General features: G+C 55.4%; 12 protein-coding genes and 1 tRNA gene. 8 read left to right on the top strand and 5 right to left on the bottom strand.

Features of this window, described 5'->3' with window-relative positions:
- Positions 1-33 precede the first annotated feature (33 nt).
- The 3 genes from OYT1_RS11445 to OYT1_RS11435 form a co-directional block, all read right to left on the bottom strand.
- A complete protein-coding gene (locus OYT1_RS11445; RefSeq protein WP_062626700.1) occupies positions 34-4293 on the bottom strand; it encodes a PAS domain S-box protein in 4260 nt (1419 codons plus the stop codon).
- A 1201-nt stretch (positions 4294-5494) separates the two neighbouring features.
- Complete coding sequence (locus OYT1_RS11440; protein WP_062626701.1) at positions 5495-5842, bottom strand: hypothetical protein; 348 nt, start codon at positions 5840-5842, stop codon at positions 5495-5497.
- A 371-nt stretch (positions 5843-6213) separates the two neighbouring features.
- Positions 6214-6290 (bottom strand) — tRNA-Arg (locus OYT1_RS11435).
- Between the two features lie 217 nt (positions 6291-6507).
- Here OYT1_RS11435 and OYT1_RS11430 point away from each other — a divergent pair.
- The 3 genes from OYT1_RS11430 to OYT1_RS11420 are packed head-to-tail and all read left to right on the top strand — an operon-like array spanning position 6508 to position 12199.
- Entirely contained in the window at positions 6508-7635 is a 1128-nt protein-coding gene (locus OYT1_RS11430; protein ID WP_062626702.1) for an efflux RND transporter periplasmic adaptor subunit, read from the top strand.
- A 15-nt stretch (positions 7636-7650) separates the two neighbouring features.
- The gene (locus OYT1_RS11425) at positions 7651-10776 is read left to right on the top strand and encodes an efflux RND transporter permease subunit (protein ID WP_062626703.1); all 3126 of its coding nucleotides are present in this window, start codon (positions 7651-7653) and stop codon (positions 10774-10776) included.
- The gene (locus OYT1_RS11420) at positions 10769-12199 is read left to right on the top strand and encodes an efflux transporter outer membrane subunit (protein WP_062626704.1); all 1431 of its coding nucleotides are present in this window, start codon (positions 10769-10771) and stop codon (positions 12197-12199) included. Before OYT1_RS11425 ends, OYT1_RS11420 begins: the two co-directional genes overlap by 8 nt.
- A 140-nt stretch (positions 12200-12339) precedes the next feature.
- Here the strand turns inward: OYT1_RS11420 and OYT1_RS11415 are convergent, their stop codons facing one another.
- Both OYT1_RS11415 and OYT1_RS11410 read right to left on the bottom strand, forming a co-directional pair.
- Entirely contained in the window at positions 12340-14778 is a 2439-nt protein-coding gene (locus OYT1_RS11415) for a glycogen/starch/alpha-glucan phosphorylase (protein ID WP_084611986.1), read from the bottom strand.
- A gap of 510 nt (positions 14779-15288) precedes the next feature.
- A complete protein-coding gene (locus OYT1_RS11410; protein ID WP_062626706.1) occupies positions 15289-16704 on the bottom strand; it encodes an MFS transporter in 1416 nt (471 codons plus the stop codon).
- Positions 16705-16915: 211 nt separating this feature from the next.
- On the opposite strand from OYT1_RS11410, the gene metX reads away from it, so the two are divergent.
- From metX to dacB, 5 genes are read left to right on the top strand one after another with little or no spacing between them, the layout of a single operon-like run.
- Positions 16916-18046 (top strand): homoserine O-succinyltransferase MetX, encoded by a 1131-nt coding sequence (gene metX / locus OYT1_RS11405; protein WP_062626707.1) that lies wholly within the window; start codon positions 16916-16918, stop codon positions 18044-18046.
- Entirely contained in the window at positions 18043-18642 is a 600-nt protein-coding gene (gene metW, locus OYT1_RS11400; RefSeq protein ID WP_062626708.1) for a methionine biosynthesis protein MetW, read from the top strand. Before metX ends, metW begins: the two co-directional genes overlap by 4 nt.
- Complete coding sequence (locus OYT1_RS11395) at positions 18639-19910, top strand: AmpG family muropeptide MFS transporter (protein ID WP_062626709.1); 1272 nt, start codon at positions 18639-18641, stop codon at positions 19908-19910. The genes metW and OYT1_RS11395 overlap by 4 nt, the downstream gene beginning before the upstream one ends.
- Positions 19911-19922: 12 nt before the next feature.
- On the top strand, positions 19923-21236 hold the full coding sequence (bioA, locus tag OYT1_RS11390; RefSeq protein WP_062626710.1) for an adenosylmethionine--8-amino-7-oxononanoate transaminase: 1314 nt from the start codon (positions 19923-19925) through the stop codon (positions 21234-21236).
- Positions 21233-22627 carry a D-alanyl-D-alanine carboxypeptidase/D-alanyl-D-alanine endopeptidase gene (dacB, locus tag OYT1_RS11385; RefSeq protein ID WP_062626711.1) on the top strand — a complete coding sequence of 465 codons (1395 nt, stop codon included), beginning with the start codon at positions 21233-21235 and terminating at the stop codon, positions 22625-22627. The genes bioA and dacB overlap by 4 nt, the downstream gene beginning before the upstream one ends.
- Positions 22628-22641: the final 14 nt, after the last annotated feature.

Raw genomic sequence — 22641 nt, 5'->3', positions numbered from 1 at the left:
ACAAATAGTGGGGCTACTTAATTTTTACGTAGTCTATTCGCCGTGTTGCTCCAATCTTGCCACCATGTTTTCGAACTCACTAACTGGAAGCGGTCTGGAATAAAAAAATCCTTGAGCGTAGTCGCAGCCCATATTGAGTAGAAAATCCCGCTGTTGAGAGGTTTCCACCCCTTCAGCCACGACTTTTAGTCCGAGCTTATGCGCCATCACTACAATCGCTTCGGCCAGCGCCATGTCACTTGAATCAGAGGATAAATTGCTGATGAATGACTGGTCAATCTTGATGTAGTCGATATCCAGCTTCTTCAGATAGGCTAAGGAGGAATAGCCGGTACCGAAGTCATCAATGGCGACTTGAATGCCAGCATCACGGAAGGCTAGCAACTCGGACGCGACCTCCGGCGTGGTGTTCAACAACAATCCTTCGGTGATCTCGATAATGAAGTTCTGGCCGCTCAAACCCGACAATCTTAGTTGTTGCTGCCAGTCACAACGATCCGCCTTTGATTGTATCTGTAGCGGAGATTTGTTGATGGTGACCTGAAAGTCCGAACCAAAGCGGCTGAGCCAAGCCTGAGTTTGCTGCACAGCTTGGGCAAACACCCAATCGCCAATCTCAAAGATAAGTCCAGAATCTTCAGCGAGGGGGATGAAATCCACTGGGTTTATTAGGCCCCGCTTCGGGTGGAACCAACGAAGCAGAGCCTCGGCTTTGTGAATTCTACCGGTCTGCAACTCAACGATGGGCTGGTAGAATAATTGCAACTGTTGTTCAGGTAGCGCGTTACGCAAGTCGTTTAGCAAGAGTAGCCGGTATTGTGCAGATTCCTGCATGGCGCTGGTGAAGTAGCTGAAACGGTTTCGCCCAGAACTCTTGGCCACGTACATCGCCTGATCGGCATTCTTCAGCATATCCTCCAAAGTTATCGCATCGTCTGGGTACAGGGTGATCCCGATGCTGGCAGAAATATAAGCAACATTTTTGCCCAACTCGAACGGCTGCACCAAAGACAGCAGAACCGCCTCGGCGATGCGCTCAATACAACTTAGATCGTCCAGATCGGCCAGAATGATGGTGAACTCATCGCCGCCCAATCTCGCTACCGTATCTGATTCGCGTACACACGCCACGATGCGCTTAGATGCTTCGACCAGTAAAGCATCACCGATATCGTGCCCCAAAGTGTCGTTGACCTCTTTGAATCGATCTAAATCAAGGAACATCAGAGCCAACTTCAATCCTGCGCGGTTTGCTTTCTTTAAGTCTTGCACCAATCGATCATGGAACATGCGGCGATTCGGCAACTGGGTAAGCTGATCGAAGTTGGCGTGCATCCAGATCAGTTCTTCAGACCTCTTCTTTTCGGTGATGTCCGAGAACATAGCAACGCGTCGGTTCACTGTGCCATCGGCGTGGCGTATAGTATTGATAGTTAACCACTCCACATAGAGGTCGCCATTCTTACGCCGATTCCAAACTTCACCCTGCCAGCGACCGGTTGCTTCGATCTGTCGCCACATATCCAGATAGAAGTCCGGTTGATGTTTGCCGGATTTTAGTAGGGCGGGATCTTTGCCCATTACCTCCATCGAAGTGTATCCCGTCAATGTGGTAAAGGCTGGATTGACATCCACAATGCGGTTATCAGCATCGGTAACCAACATTGCTTCGCTGCTGTTATCGAGCACCAGTGCGGCTAATCGCAGCTTCTCCTCGACGGCTTTTTGCGCGGTGACATCGCGCGCCGAACCGACCACGCCGACCAACTCACCTTTGTCATTCACAAATGGGGCTTTATGTACATCCAAGAACAAGAACTTGCCCTGAACATTGCCATATTCATCGAACTGTGAGGGTTTGCCATTTTGCAAGGTCAGCATATCGCTGTCCTGACAAAGCTCTCCGAAAGTATGCCATTGCGGATCCTCGGGATGGCGATTTCGCTCACGCAGTGCAAAAAACATATCATCCTTGCCTATCGGTTCATCGGTATCAGAAGCATTCAGCAGTTGCTCGCAAATTGCCTTGTTGGCGAATAGATAGCGATTTTCCAAATCTTTTGCCCAGATCATGTCTGGCACGTTGTCGGTGATCAGGCGCAGCAAATTTGCCAGTCCCTGTGCCCGAGCTTCACTCTCGCGGAGAGCGACCTCGGCATTTATTCGTATCGTGATATCGGTCGAGATGCCGCATAGCGCGTAAATACTGCCATCTGCGCTTCTAAGTGGAAGCTTGGTAGATAGGTAAGTAGCGGTGAGCCCAGTAGCCGGAACGGTATTGGTTTCCTCGACCGAGATGGTCTCTCCCCCAAGCAAGACTTGGCTATCATTGTGGCGGATTGTTTGGGCAGTTGCCTCATCGAAGAATTTCTCATCACCGAAACCAACGATTTCGGCCATAGAGGCGCCCCACAATTCCCTTACTGGGCGATTGGCGAACAAATAGCGGCCATTGATATCTTTGAGATAGATGTAGGCATCCACACTGTCGAGGATGATGCGCAACTTTTCTTCACTGGCTTGCAATGCCAGTTGTGTGCGCTTACGTTCAGTTATGTCAGTGATTATGGTGACTACGAAGCTCCGCCCATGTAGGTGTACCGTCTTGCTGCTGACGTGGACGTTTCGCAGAGAGCCGTCACGGTGGCGGTGTAGAGTCTCGAATGCCATCGATCCAGTCGTCAAAATGGTGCGTATGTTGGATCTAATCTGTTCACCATCATGCTCTGCCTGAATATCAGGGATGGAAAGCTGGGCAAACTCTGCCTGACTGTACCCCAGACCCTCGCACATGGCATCATTAAACTCAATAAACCCTTGTGTTGTCGGGTCAAAAAGAAGTACACCTTCATTCGCGTGGGTAACGATGGCGCGGTAGATTTCTTCGCGTGCAGCCAATTCGGCTTGAGCCTTGACTTGCTCGGAAATGTCCTTGAAACACCAAATTCGACCACGCTTATCGCCAATATTTAAGGCGCGCGTGAAGCGTGTGAAAGTTCGGCCATCCTTGAATGTCAGTGTATCTCGGGCTTCGTTATCGTTTTGGTAGATTTGACGAACCAAGCTCAGGAAGGCGTCGGGATCGTTGAGCTGATCGAGTACATGTGCGAGCAAAAGCTCGTCTTGACCCGCGCTGGCTAACTCCTTGGGCACGCGCCACAGCTCTAAGAAGCGTTGATTTGCAGACAGAATGTGACCATCCTCACCGACCATCAATATCCCTTCATCGGTGGATTCGAGGGTGGCGCGTAATAGCGCTTCGCTTTGCTGTAACTGCTCCTCGGCGCGTTTGCGTGCAGATATGTCGCGCACCGTACAGAGGATATGTGGAACGCCGCGCAAATGGGTGGTAACCGCCTCCAATGAGCCGATGATTTTGATGCCATCTTTTGTGGTGAATTCAGATTCAAGACCTTCGCACCGTCCGGTGTCGATAAGCGCTTTGGTCATGCGCTGCCTATCATTTACGTCTGACCATAAGCCCAAGCCGATCGTGGTATTGCCTATCGCTTCTTGTTTGGAGTAGCCGGACACCTTAACGAACGTGTCATTCACCTCGGTGATGAGGCCATCCGATAAGCGACTGATAAGCATCAGGTCGGGGTTATCATTGAAGATATTCTGAAGTCGATCATTGATGTCACCAAGGGCGAGTTCAGCCATTTTGCGAGCATCGATGTCTAGGCTACCACCTGCTGCTAACAGTGGCTCATTGTTGGCACCGCGTTGCACGACGTTGCCTCGGCTCTGCACCCAAATCCAGCCGCCGCCGATTTTCTTGACGCGATATTCAAAATCGAAACCAGCGTTATCTGGTAACAAGGCACGTTGAAAATGCTCCATGAACGGGGCTTGATCGTCAGGGTGGATATTGTTCATCCAACTTGGAATGGTGTGAGCTTCACCCAAAGAGTCAACGCCAAGCCAATGTTCCTTTGCATCGTTGTAACGCAACTCTCCAGTGACGAAATCAAGCTCCCAAAACACCATCTGAGCTGCTTCAATCGCCATTTCGAGACGCGTTTCTGCACGCCGAACGCTGGCTTCGAGTGAATGTTGCTGAGCCTTGGCTATCTCATTAAGAACCTCAGCCAAGAATCCCAAGCTAAGTGGCGCAACTATGCCCGCCACAACCAAAGCAATAACCCAAGTATCTGCATGGACTACGCCATTTATTCCATAATCTACGGCAGATGCGGTTAGCTCAACCGCGAGCAAAATGACAATACCTGTTACTGCGATGACTCGCCAACCACGGTAACGCTGCATGAGTAAAATCAACTTTGAAGTCATTTATTCCTTTTGAGCAAGTTACGCGTCCTCGTCACTAAGTGACGTCCAGCACTTCTATTGTTAATGCGATACGTAATTTCTTTGAGGCAACAGAAGGCCCCCTAGCCGTCAACACCGACCAATAAATCTGAATGGTCCGAAAAGTCTGGGCAGGTCACAATGATGCTACTCTTTTCATTCGAACAATAAAACTCGACCAGAACTATCTGGATTTCATGAAGCAACCGGGGGCACGATTTTCGATAAGCTCAAGTTTGGCCTGATCTTCCCACGATCAAAGGCCGAGTGTTATGTAAGGACGCTGATGATGGGCATACGAATGTCGAGTTTAAACAGAACATTGGTCGTGACAATTTAACTACCATGTTTGTTATAGTGCAGGTGTGATTGCCTTCTACTTGGCTTAGGCTAGCGCTAGTAAGTAGATGAAAATCATGATCCCTAGCAGCGGGTTCACTCATTATGTGTGATTGAACCGACATGGGAGTTGCATTTCCCCTAAAGTGCTACCCCCGTGTCGCTAACGAGCGCCTTCCCTGGGCTTCTCGTGCCGTTGCTTTCTAACACCCCGTTAAATGATTTAACGGGGTGTCTTTTACAACTTCAGTAGCGGGTCGAGTGCCGCCCTGTGTAGCCAGTGTCCGCATGCTGAATGACACCGGCCACTCGTCAACGACGGACTCAATGACGGCTATGGCCGACTTTCAGTCATTCTTCATTTCGACCAAAGCTGATCGCTTGATAAATTCGACCGGCACAAATATGTACGTTTAAGCACAAATACTTACATTTCTAGCACGGAAACTTACACAATCAATCTGGTCGAAAATCGACAGTACGGAAATATGTATGTTTGAGCACAAAAACTTACATTTTTAGCACAGAAACCTACACAACCGATTTAATGACTAACAGTCATCGGCCAAAGCGCTCATAGGCTTACTCAGGGTAATTAGTCTGAGCAGTAGCCGTTCCAACACATGAAGCTGTTTTGGATAATTGGGCGTGGAAGATAAGAGCTAGGTTGCTCTAGACGCTCCGACGCTCAGGGTAGGCCTTCCAGTGGGAGTCGGGGCGGAAGCTCTAGACCTCCCTCTACAAAAATCTGGGGTGCAGGGCATGATGCCCAGCTTGGTGCGGGCAGCTCCTGCGGGTAGTCAGCCTTGAAGGTTGGGAAAACCACTGGCGGGCACTTTTCACTTCATGATCCACCTCCCTCGCGAATCATGGCACGATACTGCCGCACAGTCATTTCTAATTCAGCAGCAGCCTTGCGCTCCCGCTCCGTCGGACGGCCAGCTTTGCACCTCTTGGAGGAGGATGGTGCTGGCGCATTGAGAGGCGTGCCGTTGGTTGAGGCTACCGGGATGCCTGTTTTGATGTACTGTTCAACATCATTGGACAAGACAACAATGGTGCGGCCGCCAGGGCGGCGATGGATCGGAACAGGGAAATTCTTGCGGTGTGCGGCTTGGCGAGCTGCGCCTAGCGAACAGTAGCCCAGAAGTTCCGAAGCCTGCGCAAACGACAAAATATGAGATGTAAACATGCAGACGCCCTTCCCCGGTGCAATGCCGGATCATGGACATTTCGGTCATGCGCCGCCGAGCGGACATCCGCTCTCGGCTTGCACCCCGTGCTGCATCGCGGACTCCATTGGGACCCTACTGGCGGGGCCCCATCCTTTGGCTGTCTCCACTACCACCCTTCCTGAGTGGATTCTTCGATTATATTGATTTGTGAATTTTCATCAAGACTTGTTATCTATTGTGGTCTTGGTAAATTATCCTAGGAGCTTCCCTGAAGTTCTAGCACACTATGAGCACATGCAATGTGTGATCTTGTGTAAGTTTGCGTAATGTTGTGTGATGTGGGGTGAATAAAAATGGCAGATAACTATATGAATTATCTGCCTTTGTATGGTGCGCTCGGCGGGAGTCGAACCCACGACCCTTGGCTTCGGAAACCAATACTCTATCCAGCTGAGCTACGAGCGCATTTTGAGGCGCGCAGTATATCGGGTTTTACTTTGCAGGTGAGTTGCTTGAAGTGAGATTGGTGGCGGAATTTCCATGTAATAGTAGATAATCCAGCGAGTATGGTGCATCGTCATATGGCTGTGTGCAAGGCGGTGAGGCCGGTTGAAGCAAGACTATTTCTGCCTAGACGAGTGGGTTCCCCATAAATAATCTGTTTTAAGTCTGGAGTTATACGATGAAGACATCATTCCATCCCTTGTTGCTATCTCTGTTGCTGGTTGCGTGTGGAGGGCATGAGGCCGCTGGGCAAAAAACGGGGGGCGGTATGCCTCCGGCAGAAGTGAGCGTGGTGACGGTCAGCGCAGGTAGTGCAACCTTGACGCGGGATCTTCCGGGGCGACTCGAGGCATACCGTACCGCGCAAGTCCGTGCGCGAATTGATGGCATCGTGGAAAAGCGATTGTTCACAGAGGGGAGTGACGTCAAGGCGGGTAGTACCTTGTTTCACGTAGATGCCCGTAGCTACCAAGCTACTTTTGAGGCTACCAAAGCGGATGCAGCGCTAGCGAAGCAGACCGTGGAACGTTACAAACCTTTGCTGGAGGCGAAGGCCGTCAGCTTACAAGACTACGAGCAGGCGGAGGCACGCTGGAAGCAGGCTGAAGCCGCGTTGGCGAAGGCTCGCATCGATTTCGAGAATACCCGCGTACCCGCGCCGATCAGCGGACGTATCGGGCGTGCGATGGTGACCGAAGGTGCGTTGATCGGCCACGGTGAGGCAACCCTGTTGGCGACTATCGAACAGGTGGATCCGATTTATGTCAATTTTACCCAGCCAGGGGCAGATGTTCTGCGCCTACGCAAGTCGATCAGCAGCGGAAAATTGAAAGGTGCTGAGTCCACGCGAGTGGAGTTGGTGCTGGAAGACGGCACTGTGTACCCGATAGCGGGCAAGTTGCTGTTCTCTGATCTGGCAGTCGATGCAGGTACTGGCAGTATTTCTCTGCGCGCTGAGTTTCCCAACCCAAAACACGAGTTGCTACCGGGGATGTTTGTATTAGCGAGATTTTCTGAAGCTAATGCAGATGGTGTAATCAAGGTTCCGCAGCGGGCGGTGATGGCTGGGCCGCAAGGGCAATTCGTGATGACAGTCGGTGAGGGAGACAAAGTTGCGCCACGCCCAGTCGCTACAGGGGGTATGGCTGGGGCGGATTTCATCATCAGTAGTGGCTTGAAAGGGGGCGAACGCGTGATCGTGGATGGCTTGCAGAAAGCCAAGCCGGAGAGTGTAGTGAAACCGGTCCCGTTGGATCAAGTGGCCGTCGCACCGGTGGCTGCTTCCGCCGTGGCCGCTAAGAAATAGTCCGGGAGAGCGCTCGTGTTCGCAAAATTCTTTATTGATCGCCCTATTTTCGCTTGGGTGATCGCGCTGGTCATTATGCTGTGTGGCGCATTGGCCTTCCAGAAGCTTCCTATCACGGCCTATCCGACCGTCGCGCCACCCGCTATCGCGGTCAATATCATCTATCCAGGGGCATCTGCCCAAGTGGTCGAGGACACGGCGGTGACCTTGGTCGAGCAGCAGCTCAACGGGATCGAACATTTGCTTTACATGGAGTCTGCCTCCGAGCAAGGGCGCGGTACCATCACCCTGACCTTCGAGGCAGGGACGGATCTGGATGTGTCTTCAGTCGAAGCTCAGAACCGGATCAAGCGGGCGGAGCCGCGCTTGCCGCAGGAGGTACAGCGGGCGGGCATCACGGTCGGCAAGGCGGCACGCAACTATCTGATGTTTGTGGCGCTGATCTCGCCAGATAAGAGTCGGGATAATGTCGCATTAGGCAGCTATGCCGCATCCAGCGTACTTGATCACATCCTGCGGGTTCCCGGCGTTGGTGAGGCGGTTCTTTTTGGTACCGAATATTCGATGCGGTTATGGTTGGATACCAACAAGCTGTATGCCTACAATTTGACCCCAGCCGATGTCAAGCGCGCCGTGGCTGCCCAAAATACCCAGCTTGCGATGGGCGAGTTGGGACAGTTGCCTGCTGCTCCTGGGCAACAGCTCAATGCGGTCATCGTTACTAAGAGCCGACTGTCTTCGCCGGAGGAATTTGGCAATGTGGTGATACGCGCCAATCCCAATGGTTCTTCGGTGCGCTTGCGTGATGTCGCCCGAATCGAGTTGGGGGCGGAAGATTATTCGATGGCGGCGCGTCTGGATGGCCAGCCCGCCTCGGCGATTGCGATCCGTTTGGCACCGGGGGCCAATGCGTTGGAAACGGCTCGTGCCATCAAAGATAAAATGGCCGAGTTGTCCAAGCAGTTCCCGCAAGGCATAGGTTGGGAAATCCCGTATGACACCTCGAAGTTCGTGGATATCGCTATCCACGAAGTGGTGATGACACTGGGCATTGCCATGGTGCTGGTGTTCTTTGTGATGTATCTGTTCCTCGGCAATCTGCGGGCGACCTTCATTCCCACCATCGTTGTTCCGGTCGCGCTGACTGGTACGGTGGTCGGCCTATATTTTCTAGGCTATTCGATCAATATTCTGACCTTATTCGCTATGGTGCTGGCGATCGGTATCGTGGTGGACGATGCCATCGTGGTGGTGGAGAACGTCGAGCGCATCATGATGGAGGAGGGACTACCGCCGCGTGCCGCCACACGCAAGGCGATGGATCAGATCTTCAATGCCATCATCGCGATCAGTGTGGTGCTGTCGGCAGTGTTTGTACCGATGGCGTTCTTCAGCGGCTCGGTCGGTGCGATCTACAAACAGTTCGCGGTTACGCTGGTGTTGGCGATGGCATTCTCAGTGCTCATCGCACTGACACTGACGCCTGCGCTATGTGCTTCGATGATGAAGCATGAACCAGAGAAACTGATGCCGACGACCGGCTTTTTTGGCTGGTTCAATCGCTTCTTTGTGCGTAACTCTCAGCGTTATCAATCCAGCGTGCGCCGTATTCTTGGTCGCAGCGGACGCGCCATGGCTGTGTATGCGGCGATCTTGGTCGGCATGGGCTGGTTGCTGGTGCAGCTGCCGACGAGCTTCTTGCCGGAAGAGGATCAGGGATATTTTTTCAGTGTGATTCAACTCCCGTCTGGGGCGACGCGGGAGCGTGCTCAAGAGGTCCTGCAACAGGTTGAGGCGTTCTACTTGAAACAGCCCGAGGTCGAACATGTCATCGGTGTGATGGGGTTTTCCTTTTTCGGACGCGGACAGAATACCGCGATGACCTTCGTGCGCCTCAAGGATTGGGATGAGCGCACTCAGGAGGGGAGCGATGCGGCATCGTTGGTGAAGCGTGCAAACATGGCGCTGTTCGGCATCAAGCAAGCGATGATCTTCTCCGTCAACGTGCCGCCTATCCCAGAGTTGGCGGCGGTCGGCGGTTTCGACTTCCGCTTGCAGGATCGCTCAGGCCAAGGACGCGACAAGCTGATGGAGGCGCGCAACATGGTGTTGGGCATGGCCAGCAAGAATCCAGTGTTCGCCGGAGTGCGACCGGAAGGGCAGGAGCCCGCACCGCAACTACAGATGGATGTGAATCGGATCAAGGCGCAGGCGCTGGGTGTGGATATGAGCGAGCTGAACGAGACGCTGCAATCGGCACTCGGGGTGGCTTACATCAACGACTTCGTGCGCAATGGCCGCATTTTGCGCGTCCAGTTGCAGGCGGAAGCGGCGACTCGCGCCACCGTCGAGCAGATTTTGCGTTTGCCGGTGCGCAATGCTAAGGGCGGCATGGTGCCGCTGTCCGAGATATGTACTCCGCATTGGGTGGTCGGTGCGCCCAAATTGGATCGCTACAACGGTATGCCGTCGGCGAAGATCGCGGGCGGCCCTGCGCCTGGCCATAGCAGTGGCGAAGCCATGGCGGCGATGGAGCAGATCGCTGCGCAATTGCCACCGGGCTTTGGCTTCGAGTGGTCGGGTACCTCAAGTGAAGAAAAGCTCTCCGGCAATCAAGCCCCGCTCCTGTTCGGCCTGTCGGTGATCGCGGTGTTCCTGTGTCTGGCTGCCTTGTATGAAAGCTGGTCTATACCGTTTGCGGTGATTCTGGTGGTGCCTATCGGCATACTCGGGGCGCTACTGGCCGTGACTTTGCGCGGGTTACCGAACGATATCTACTTCAAAGTCGGCCTGATCGTTATCATCGGCTTGTCGGCCAAGAACGCTATCCTCATCATCCAGTTTGCCCGAGACTTGCAGGACAAGGGCATGGACTTGGTCGAGGCGACGCTGGAAGCCTGTCGCTTGCGCTTCCGTCCGATCTTGATGACATCCATCGCTTTCATCTTTGGTGTGTTGCCACTGGCCATCTCGTCCGGCGCAGGCTCCAATAGCCGTCATGCCATCGGAACCGGTGTGATGGGCGGTATGCTGGCCGCGACTGCACTCGCGGTATTCTTGATTCCGGTGTTCTTTGTGCTGATGCGGCGCTACTTCCCAGAAAAATTCCATCCCGAAGCCGAGGAGAATCCGCATGACTAAGTCGATCAAACAGCAACGCTCGCGGCCCTGGTTGCTTTCTGTGCTGGTCTGTGCAGTCCTTGGTGCTTGCAAAAGTGGGCCAGACTATCAGCGTCCAGCGCTGGACTTGCCTCAGGATTTGGGTGCTCATGTCACCACGGCGGAGCCAGCCACAGCTGCTCTGCCAGGGGATCATTGGTGGGAGTCGTATGGCGATCCTGTGTTGAATGCACTGGAGCAAGAGGCGTTGGTACATAACGCCGACCTGAAGGTGGCTGCATCGCGGGTGATCGAGGCTCAGGCGCAACTGGGAATTTCCGAGGCCGATCAACTCCCAACGTTGAGTGCGAATCTGAGTGATAGCCGCACCAAGAACACCTTGAACGGTGTTTTTCCGCGTCCAGCGACGCTGCCGCGTATCCAGAACTATTCTCGCGCCACCTTAAATGCGAGTTATGAGCTTGATCTATGGGGGAAATTGCGCCGCGCTAATGAAGCTGCACGGGCGCAATTGCTGGCTTTCGAGGCATCTCGTGATGCTGTTCGTTTGTCGATGACCGCTCAGGTGGCGCAGCAGTATTTTGCCTTGCTTGCCTACGACGCGCAGGAGGTGGCCGTGCGCCGTGCACTGGCGGGCCGACAGCAAATTCTAGAGATGGACAAAACGCGAGTCCAAGTTGGAGTCCTGTCCGAACTGAACTTCCACCAAGCGCAAGCTGAAGAAGCTGCGGTGCGTTCCCAGTTGGCGACGTTGTCGCAAGTACGTGGCAAGCAAGAGGCTGCGCTGGCACTGCTGCTCGGACGCTCGCCACGCGAGGTGATGAGTGCGGATCTGGCGCGCGGTCAGCCTAAGTCTTACACCGCACACGTTCCAGCCGGATTGTCAGCGGAATTACTGTTGCGTCGCCCTGACCTCAAACAAGCTGAGCAGAACCTGATCGCCCTGAATGCGCGTATCGGCGTGGCGCGTGCACAGTATTTCCCCTCGATTAGTCTCACTGCTTATGACGGTTACGAAAGTACCGCTTTCGCGAGTTTATTCACCGGAGCATCGGGTGTCTTTCAGTTTGCTGCCGGTCTCAGTCAACCTATCTTCAATGCGGGGCGTATTGGAAACTCAGTCAAAGTTGCGGAAGCTGCGCGCGACCAAGCTGTAGTGCAATATCAACACGCCGTGGCGAGTGCTTTTGCTGATGTACGCAATGCCTTATCAGCGCAGACAGCCACGCAACAAGTGCTGGAAGCCGAGTCCTTACGCACTGAAGCATTGGCGCAAGCCTACCAACAGGCGAGCCTTCGCTATCAAAGTGGGGTGGTCAGCCAGCTAGAGTTGCTCGATATTGAGCGTAGTTATCTACAGGCGGAATTGTTGATGCAAGATGCCTTGCGCTCACAGCGAGCTGCTGTGGCTGATCTGTTCATGGCGTTGGGGGGAGGTTGGTGAGAATTGGTGTCAGAAGGCATTAGATATGCCCAGAGATTATGGAGATATTGAGGTAACTGATCTCATCCTGCCACTAGAAAACTTCCCGACCGAACATGAGCCCACCCGTTGGACTCAGTTCGGCAGAGGAGTGATCAGACTTAAGGTTGTTTGGGGGCAACCTGTGGCAGCTTCCACACTTCGCGGTTGTAATCCATGATGGTTCGGTCACTGGAAAACTTGCCGCTGGTGGCAGTGTTGATGATGCTCATGCGTGTCCACTCGTCGCGATTTCGGTAGGCTTGATCGACACGGCGTTGGGCGTCGATGTAACTACGGAAATCGGCAGCGGTCATCCACGGATCGTTCGAGCTATAGATCGAATGGATGATCGGATCAAAGATGCCGGGCTCGAACAGGTTGAAGTTGCCGCTGGTCAGTAAGCCCATCACGCGCTTGAAGTCTTCATCACCCTCGATGATCGCACCGGGATTGTAGCTGGCGCGATTGGCATCGACCTCTTCGGCGGTGAGGCCGAACAGGAAGAAGTTTTCTGCGCCGGCTTCTTCACGGATCTCGATGTTGGCTCCGTCCAGTGTGCCGATGGTCAGCGCACCGTTCATCATGAACTTCATGTTGCCCGTGCCAGAGGCTTCCTTGCCTGCCGTCGAGACTTGCTCGGATAGATCGGTGCCTGGGCAGATGATTTCCATTGCCGAGACGCGGTAATCGGGCAAGAATGCTAAACGCAGCAGGCCTGCGGTGGCGGGGTCGCCATTGACCACGCGAGCTACGGCGTTGACCAGTTTGATGATGCGTTTCGCCATCATGTAGCCGGGAGCAGCCTTGCCGCCGATGAGTACGCAGCGCGGAGTCAGGTCGGCCGTGTCGCCACGTTTGATGCGGTCATACAGGTGAATGACGTGCAACACGTTGAGTAACTGGCGCTTGTACTCGTGGATGCGTTTGACCTGTACATCGAAGATCGCATGGGTGTCGAAGTCCACATCGCAATCTTGCAGTACCAAGTCGGCCAGTCGTTGCTTGTTTGCCTGCTTGACTTGGTGCCACTCAGCGCGGAAGGCGGCATCATCGGCATACGGTTTCAGCTTTTGCAACTGGGATAGGTCGGTGATCCAACCTTCGCCTATGGTCTGGTTGATGAGCTTGCTCATGGTTGGATTGCTCCAAGCCATCCAGCGACGTGGTGTCACACCATTAGTCTTGTTGTTGAATTTCTTAGGCCACACTTCGTAGAAGTCATGCAGCAGATGTTGTTGCAACAATTCCGAGTGCAGCGCGGCAACGCCGTTCACTGAGTGGCAGGCGACCACGGCTAGGTAAGCCATGCGTACATATTGTTGGTCACCCTCTTCGATGATGGACATGCGACGTTGGCGATCGGTGTCGCCGGGGTAGCGCAAGGCGATCTCGGAAAGGAAGTGGGCGTTGATCTCGCACACGATCTCCATCAGGCGAGGCAACAAGCGGCGGAACATATTCACGTTCCATTTTTCTAGCGCTTCTGGCAGCAGAGTGTGGTTGGTGTAAGCCATCGTGCGGCTGGTGATCGTCCACGCCTTGCTCCAGCTCAGGCCATGCTCGTCCATCAATAAGCGCATCAACTCCGGTACGGAGCAGGTCGGGTGTGTGTCGTTCAGTTGGAAGCAGTTTTTCTCGGCGAATTGGCTGAAATCATTGCCATGCAGTTTGACCCACTCGCGCAGGATGTCCTGCAAGCTGGCCGAGGCTAGGAAATATTGCTGGCGCAGGCGCAGCTCTTTGCCGTTTTCGCTCGAATCGTTTGGGTAGAGCACCATGGTGATGTGCTCGGCGGCATTCTTGGCAGCGACTGCTTCGGTGTAGCTGCCCGCGTTGAATTCGGATAGATCGAACTCTTCGGTGGCAGCCGCGCGCCATAGGCGCAGCGTGTTCACGGTGCCATTCTGGTAGCCTGGTACTGGAACGTCATGTGGCATTGCCATGACATCGCGGGTATCGACCCAGCGCACTTGCATTTTTCCTGACTGGTCGGTGATGAACTCAGTGTGGCCACCGAACTTGATGCGGGTGGCGTATTCAGGACGTTCGATCTCCCAAGGATTGCCGTCGCGGAGCCAATGATCTGGCACTTCAAGCTGGTTACCATTGTCGATCTTCTGGCGGAACATACCGTATTCGTAGCGAATGCCGTAGCCGGTGACCGGCAACTGCAAGGTGGCGCAGCTGTCGAGGAAACAGGCGGCCAAGCGACCCAAGCCGCCATTACCCAAGCCTGCATCGTGTTCTTGTTCGACCAAGGCTTCGAGCTCGACGCCCATCGTGCGCAACGCATCGGCGGTTGCGGCATCCACGTCTAGATTCAGCATGGCATTGCCCAGCGCACGTCCCATCAAGAATTCGAGCGACAGGTAGTAAGTGTGCTTGCAATTCGCTTCTTGATACGCCAGTCGGGTATTGCGCCAGCGCTCGACCAAACGATCACGCAATGAAAGTACCAGTGAGGCGTACATCTGATGACTGGTGTCTGCGGACTCATCGCGTCCTAGCGTGTGGCTGAAATAGCGCCGGAAATCATCGACGATGCTGTCAGCATCCATGCCTAGAGGTGGGAGATTGCCGATGGTGGCAGGGGCTTGTGGTTTCTTGGCTCGGGTATTAATGATGGACTCCTAAACGTATTCTATTAATCGATAGTCTGGTTGTGGTCGTCAGTTGCATGAGCTAAGGCCTAGGTAGCGACTTCGCTATCGTTAGTCCAGCAATTGACGTGCCAGTAAAAAGAATCAATATGTCACTGAATTCTTGGGAGATGCGATTTCTCGCAACCTAAGAATCAAATTCCTGTGCATCACTTTTGTGTGAGTGGTGCACTCATTTAATGCGGTCTCAGAGCATTACGAATCGCAGCGGAATTGGGCTTGTCATGCTGAGCTGAGTGCTGAGAAGATCGGTTCAGCACTCGGCGATTTATCGCCAATATGACAGAACCTATCGTTTGAAAGTCGAAAACTGAGGGGTGCTCATGGCCGGATTGTACGACAGATGGTACTTGCTTGCTTGAGCAACAACGATCAGCGAACTCTGGTAAGGAGCTACAAGCATAGGGTTTATGGGCTCGTCGATTCGACGGCCTCTGTGGCAGCTTCACTTGCCATCGTATCCAGATCCCTATCCCGTGTCTCTTGGCTGATCCACAGTGCGACAAAAGATAGGCTCCCGAGTATGGCTAAATAGATGCCGACCGATCCTGCGCCGTAACTGTGTGCCAGCCAAGTGGCCGCAAAAGGTGTGAGTGCCGCGCCTAAAATCGACGCCAAGTTGTACGCGATGCCGGAGCCAGTGTAGCGAGTGTTGGTGGGGAAAAGCTCAGGTAGTAAGGCTGACATAGGGCCAAAGGTTAGGCCCATCAATGACATGCCGGTACAGAGGAATATCAACATCAGCCCAAGGTTGGCTTGCTCACCTGTGCCCATCGCTTCAGGCGCAAGGAATAGGCTGAAGCTGAACCCGAACACGATGAGCGCCACGGTGACGACTAGTAGCAAGCTGCGTCGCCCATAACGATCGGCCAATTTCCCTGCCACGGGGATGCCGGCGGCGAACAACAGCACCGAAGCCAGTTGCAGCTTGAGGAAATCCTTGTAGCCGATGCCGAGGCCGCCGCTCTCGACTTTGCCGATGGCGTAGGAAAGCACCCAAGTCGTCATCAAGTAAAACACGCCGTAGGTGGCGACCATGATGAACATGCCGAGCAGCAATTCACGGGGATTTTTGCGCAGGACTTCCGCCAGCGGCGACTTCAGCCGCTCGCCGCGTTCCACTGCGCGTGCGAATACCGGCGTCTCGTTGAGTTTGAGGCGCACGTATAGGCCGATCACCACCATGCCGATGGAAAGCAAGAATGGGAGACGCCACCCCCAGATCAAGAAGGGATCAGTGGGCTCGGCATGGGTAGAGTCATAGCCGAACCACGTAGTAAGCAACAGGAACAAGCCGTTGGCGAGGATGAAACCGAACGGTGCGCCGAGTTGTGGCCACATCGCCGCCGAGGCGCGCTTGCCGGGTGCCGCGGTCTCGGTTGCCAGTAGTGCCGCCCCTGACCATTCGCCGCCCAAGCCCAAGCCCTGACAAAAACGTAGAATGGTCAGCATTGCTGGGGCATATAAGCCGACTTGCTGGTAGGTGGGCAGCAGGCCGATCAAAAAGGTGGCGATGCCCATCAGCAGCAACGATCCGACCAATGTGGCTTTGCGTCCGACTCGATCACCAAAGTGGCCGAACAGGATCGAGCCAATGGGGCGTGCCACGAATGCCACACCGAACGTCGCCATCGAGGCTAGTAAAGCGGTGTTGTTGTCACCTTTTGCAAAAAACAACAGCGGAAATATCGATACTGCCGCTGTGGCATAGATGTAGAAGTCAAAAAATTCGATCGTGGTGCCGATCAAACTGGCGAAGATGATGCGGTGGCGGTCGGATGGCGTGACTGTGTCGGTCGACTTGGCGGTGGATTGGTTCTGCATGAAAAGATCACTGGCATGGAGTCAGCGCGCATTCTAACGCGAGCCGCTATGGGTTGCGCATCCCTACATTTGACATCGCACCATAAATGCCGGAAACTCCGCCTCAGTGCCGATTTGACATCAGCTTGCGGGGCACTTAAAACATTCCAGCTAAAGCGAGGCGACCCGCTCTAGCTCCCAAGCTGAGCGGGTTTTTGTTTTGAGGTACACATTGGATAATTCAGTAGGTATAGTCAGCGCGCAACGCGCCCATTTCGACACTCCGCTCGAGCTTAAGAGCGGCGCGGTGTTGCCGCATTACGACTTGGTTTACGAGACTTACGGCATGCTGAACGCTGACAAGTCCAACGCCATTCTGATCTGTCATGCCTTGTCCGGCCACCATCACGTCGCAGGCGTGTATGCCGATGAGCCGAAGAACGTCGGCTGGTGGGACAACATGGTCGGCCCCGGCAAGCCGTTGGATACGAACACGTTCTTTGTCATCGGATTGAATAATCTCGGTGGTTGTCACGGTTCCACTGGGCCTTCCAGTCAGAACCCCGCCACTGGACACCCTTACGGCGCGGCCTTCCCAGTGTTGACCGTAGAAGACTGGGTGGAGTCGCAAGCGCGCTTGGCCGACCGCTTGGGCATCACGCAATTCGCCGCTGTGATCGGCGGTAGTTTGGGCGGGATGCAGGCATTGCAGTGGTCGCTGTCTTTTCCTGCGCGGGTGCATAACGTGCTGGTGATTGCTGCCGCCCCTAAGCTCACCGCGCAGAACATCGCCTTCAACGATGTCGCCCGCAACGCCATCCTGACCGACCCGGATTTCCACGGCGGCGACTATTATCAGCATCACACCGTGCCCAAGCGCGGCCTGCGGCTGGCGCGGATGTTGGGGCATATCACCTATCTTTCGGACGACGCGATGGCCAATAAGTTTGGCCGCGAGTTGCGTCACGGCAAGGTGAACTACGGCTACGACATCGAGTTCCAGATCGAATCCTACCTGCGCTATCAGGGCGACAAGTTCGCTGGGTATTTCGATGCCAACACCTATCTGCTGATGACCAAAGCGTTGGACTATTTCGATCCGGCCCATGATTTTGAGCACGATCTCAATCGCGCCTTTGCTCGTGCTCAGGCAGATTTTCTCGTGGTGTCGTTCTCTACGGATTGGCGTTTCGCACCTGAACGCTCGCGCGAGATCGCGGATGCCCTGTTGCACAACCACCGCAACGTGAGTTACGCCGAAATTACGTCTGCGCATGGTCACGACTCCTTCTTGATGGAAGACGAGCAATACATGGCTGTGATGCACGCCTACCTTGAGCGAGTCGCGAAGGAGTTGAAATGAGCACATTCATCAACACCCGCCCTGACTTCGCCGCCATCGCACGCTGGATACCGGAAGGTGCTTCCGTACTCGACTTAGGTTGTGGCGACGGCAGCTTGCTGCGTTACCTAGCTGAAACGCGCAAGGTGAGTGGCTATGGTGTCGAGATCGACGATCAGAATATCGTCGCTTGCATCAAAAACGGCGTGAACGTGATCCAGAGCAACTTGGAGTCCGGCCTGTCCGGTTTCGAGGACCATGCCTTCGATTACGTTGTCTTGTCGCAGACACTGCAAGCCACCCGTCACACCGAACCGTTGGTGCGTGAGATGCTGCGCGTGGGGCGCGAAGGCATCGTCAGCTTCCCCAACTTCGGATATTGGAAGGCGCGCCTCAACGTCTTGCGCGGCCAGATGCCGGTGTCGGACGTGCTGCCTTACCAATGGTATGACACGCCCAACGTCCATCTTTGCACCTTGGATGACTTCGAGATGTTTTGCGAAAAATACCAGATCAGCATCCTTGAGCGCCGAGTGATGACGGAAGGCAACGAAATCGGACTACTGCCCAACCTGTTCGGCGCGACAGCGATGTATCGGTTCAAGCGCGCAGAATGAGCGTCTGGGAGCAATTGTTCACGCGGAGGATGGCGATCTGCGTGTTCACCGGCTTCGCTTCCGGGTTGCCGCTGTACCTGCTGCTCAACCTTGTTCCGGCTTGGTTGCGCAGCGAGCATCTCGATCTTAAGACCATCGGGCTGTTCGCGCTGATCCAGTTCCCCTACACGTGGAAGTTCGTCTGGTCGCCGCTGCTCGATCGCTACGCTTTGCCGCTGCTGGGGCGGCGGCGCGGCTGGATGTTGTTGACGCAGGTCGGTTTGCTGGTGAGCATCGCTACTTTAGGCGGATTTTCGCCGCAGACTGAGCTTTCTACCATCGTGTTGCTCGCCACTTTGCTGGCGCTATTGTCGGCGACGCAGGACATCGCACTGGATGCTTTCCGTCGTGAAATCCTGTCAGATGCCGAGCTAGGGCTGGGCAACTCAGTGCACGTCAATGCTTACCGCATCGCCGGGCTGATTCCCGGTTCGCTGTCGTTGATTCTGGCCGACCATTTCGCGTGGAACACAGTGTTCCTCATCACTGCGTTGTTCATGTTGCCGGGCATTGCGATGACTCTGCTGGTGCGCGAACCTGCGGGTGTTGCCGTACCCAAGACTTTGCGCGAGGCGGTGGTTGAGCCATTCCATGAATTCATCGGGCGTCAGGGCTGGCGCAGCGCGCTGTTCATCCTCGCCTTCATCTTCCTGTACAAACTCGGTGACAGTATGTGCACCGCGCTGGCGACGCCGTTCTATCTGGATATGGGCTACAGCAAATCCGACATCGGGCTGATCGCCAAGAATGCCGGACTGTGGCCAGCAGTGATTGGTGGCTTGCTGGGCGGACTGTGGATGGTGAAGATCGGCATCAATCGCGCACTGTGGCTGTTCGGTGTGGTGCAACTACTGGCCATCTTCGGTTTTGCGTGGCTGGCTGCGCTGGGGCAACAGCTTGAGATTGGAGCCGTGCAGCGTCTCGACTTGGCGTTGGTGATCGGGCTGGAGGCGTTCGGCGTGGGCGTGGGTACGGCAGCGTTCGTCGCCTTCATCGCGCGTACTACTCACCCTGCTTACACCGCAACGCAGTTTGCCCTGTTCACTAGTCTGGCCGCCGTGCCACGCACCTTTGCCAATGCCACCACCGGCTGGCTGGTGGATGGCATCGGTTGGACTAATTTCTTCTTGCTGTGCGCCGTCATCGCTGTGCCGGGGATGCTGTTGCTGGTGAAGGTGGCGCCTTGGAGCGAAACCAGTCGTTTAGAAACTACCGATCAACGAGTCTAACCGCTGCTCGCCATGCCTAACTCAGACCTCCTTGCTCGATCGCTTTCTGCCGTATGGCATCCGTGCACGCAGATGAAGCGCCACGAGACGCTGCCACTGGTGCCCATTACGCGCGGCGCAGGTGTGTGGCTGTTCGATGCGGACGGACGGCGCTATCTCGATACGGTCAGCTCTTGGTGGGTCAACCTGTTTGGACATTGCAACCCGCGCATCAACGCCTCGCTCACGGATCAACTCGGCAAGCTCGAACATGTGATGTTGGCGGGCTTTACCCATGAGCCAGTAGTGCAGTTGTCCGAGCGCTTGCGCGAGCTGGCGCCCGTTGGACTGGGGCATTGCTTCTACGCCTCCGACGGTGCTTCGGCGACCGAGATCGCGCTGAAGATGAGCGCCCACTATTGGCGCAACCACGGCCAGTCCGAGAAATCGCAATTCATCAGCCTCGCTAACAGCTACCACGGCGAGACGCTGGGCGCGCTGTCGGTCACCGATGTGGCGCTGTTCAAGGATGCCTACGGCGTGCTGGTGCGCCAGAACTCCACTGTCCCCAGCCCAGACTGGCGCGATGCCGCCTCCGGTGAATCCGCTGAAGACTACGCTCTGCGCTGCGCGGCCGCGCTGGAAACGCATCTGCAACAACATCACTCGCAACTCGCCGCTTTCATCATCGAGCCACTGGTGCAAGGCGCGGCAGGCATGGCGATGTACCACTCGGCCTATTTGCGCCGAGCGCGCGAGTTGTGTAGGCAATACGGCGTGCACCTGATCGCCGACGAGATCGCGGTGGGGATGGGGCGGACTGGGACGCTGTTCGCCTGCGAGCAGGGCGGCATCGCCCCCGACTTCCTGCTGCTCTCCAAAGGCATCACCGGCGGCTACCTGCCGCTGTCGGTGGTGATGACCACCGATGCGATCTATCAGGCTTTCTATGCCAACGAGGTGGCGCGCGGTTTTCTGCATTCGCATTCCTACACCGGCAACCCGCTGGCCTGCCGCGCCGCGCTGGCGACGCTGGATATCTTCGCCGCAGACGATGTGATCGCCGCGAATCAACGCAAGGCGACGCGGTTCAACCAACTTGCTGCCCCGCTGCGCGAGCATCCCAAGGTCAAGGACTTCCGCAACACCGGCATGATCTGGGCTTTCGAGGTGGAGACTCCGCACCGAGATTTTGCCCAGCGCTGCTTCAGCCTAGGTTTGCAGCACGAGTTGCTGCTGCGCCCTATGGGCAACACGGTCTATTTCATGCCGCCTTACGTTATTAGCGAGGAAGAGTTTCGCATGTTGGTAACCCACACCCTGACCATCATCGAGCAACTGACATGAGTTTCCTGCGCATTTTTCTGCTCACGATTGGCCTATTCTCCAGCGTCCACGCAGCAGACTTGCCGCCGCCTGTGTTGGCTGCGCTGAAGCAGGTGCAAGTCCCGCTCGGTAACGTCGGCATCGAGGTGCGCGAGGTGAATGCCCGCTCACCGCTGATCTCACTGAATGCCGAGAAGCCGATGAATCCAGCTTCGGTGATGAAACTGCTCACCACCTACGCTGGGCTGGAGCTGCTCGGCCCGGCTTACACTTGGAAGACCGAGGCTTGGTTGGGCGGGCAGCTGGACAGCAACGGCGTGCTGCATGGTGATCTGATTCTGAAAGGTACGGGCGACCCCAAGCTGTCGCTGGAGCAGTTCTGGTTGTGGCTGCGCGAGTTGCGCAATCGTGGGTTGCGCGAGATCGAGGGCGACTTGGTGCTGGATCGCAGCGCCTTTGACTTGCCGCCGTTTGATCCCGCCGCCTTCGACAACGACCCGCTACGTCCCTACAACGGCGGGGCGGATGCCTTGCTGCTGAATGGCAGCGTACTGACCTTGCGCTTGGTGCCGCAAGGCACCGCCGTCACATTGCTGGACGAGCCCAAGCTGGCTGGACTCGTGCCCGAGAATCGGTTGCGGCTGGTAAATCGCGCCAACTGCGGTGCTTGGGACGATGCGATCCAAGTCACTGTCGCCGATGGCAAACTGATATTGAAAGGTGATTACCCCGCGATCTGCGGCGAGCGCAATCTCTACCTCAGCCCTTTGTCTCCGCGCGATTATGTCCACTCGGCATTCAAAGCGTTGTGGCAAGAGCTGGGTGGTACGCTGCGCGGCGGGCTGCGCGGTGGCCTCGTCCCCACTAACGCCACGCTGCTTTCTACGCACACTTCGCCGCCGCTGGCCGAAGTCATCCGCGACACCAACAAGTTCAGCAACAACGTGATGGCACGGCAACTGCTGCTGTCGCTCAGCTTGAAAGAAGGTGCGCCTGCCTCTATCGCGGCCAGCAGCGCCGTCATCCGTGACTGGTTGCGTAACGCTGGGATGTCTGCACCCGAACTGGTGCTGGAGAACGGCGCGGGGCTGTCGCGGCTGGAGCGCATCTCGCCACAACATCTGGCGCAGTTGCTGCAACACGCCAGCGCCAGCCGCTTCCAAGCCGAGTTCGAGGCTTCGCTGCCGATCGTCGGGTTGGATGGCACGTTGCGCAAGCGCTACAAAGATCACGCCCTCGCAGGCCATGCTCACCTCAAGAGCGGATCCCTGAATGAGGCGCGGGCGGTGGCTGGCTATCTGCAAAGTCGCAGCGGCAAGCAGTGGATCGTCGTCTGCATCGTCAATCAGCCGGGAGCCGCCGCCTCGCAGCCAGTCTTCGAAGCTCTGCTAGATTGGTTGCACGAACAATAGCCAGCCCAATATCC

It is taken from the genome of Ferriphaselus amnicola, from assembly GCF_000974685.2.
GTDB classification, from domain to species: Bacteria; Pseudomonadota; Gammaproteobacteria; order Burkholderiales; family Gallionellaceae; genus Ferriphaselus; species Ferriphaselus amnicola.
This window is presented reverse-complemented; position numbering and strand designations above follow the sequence as displayed.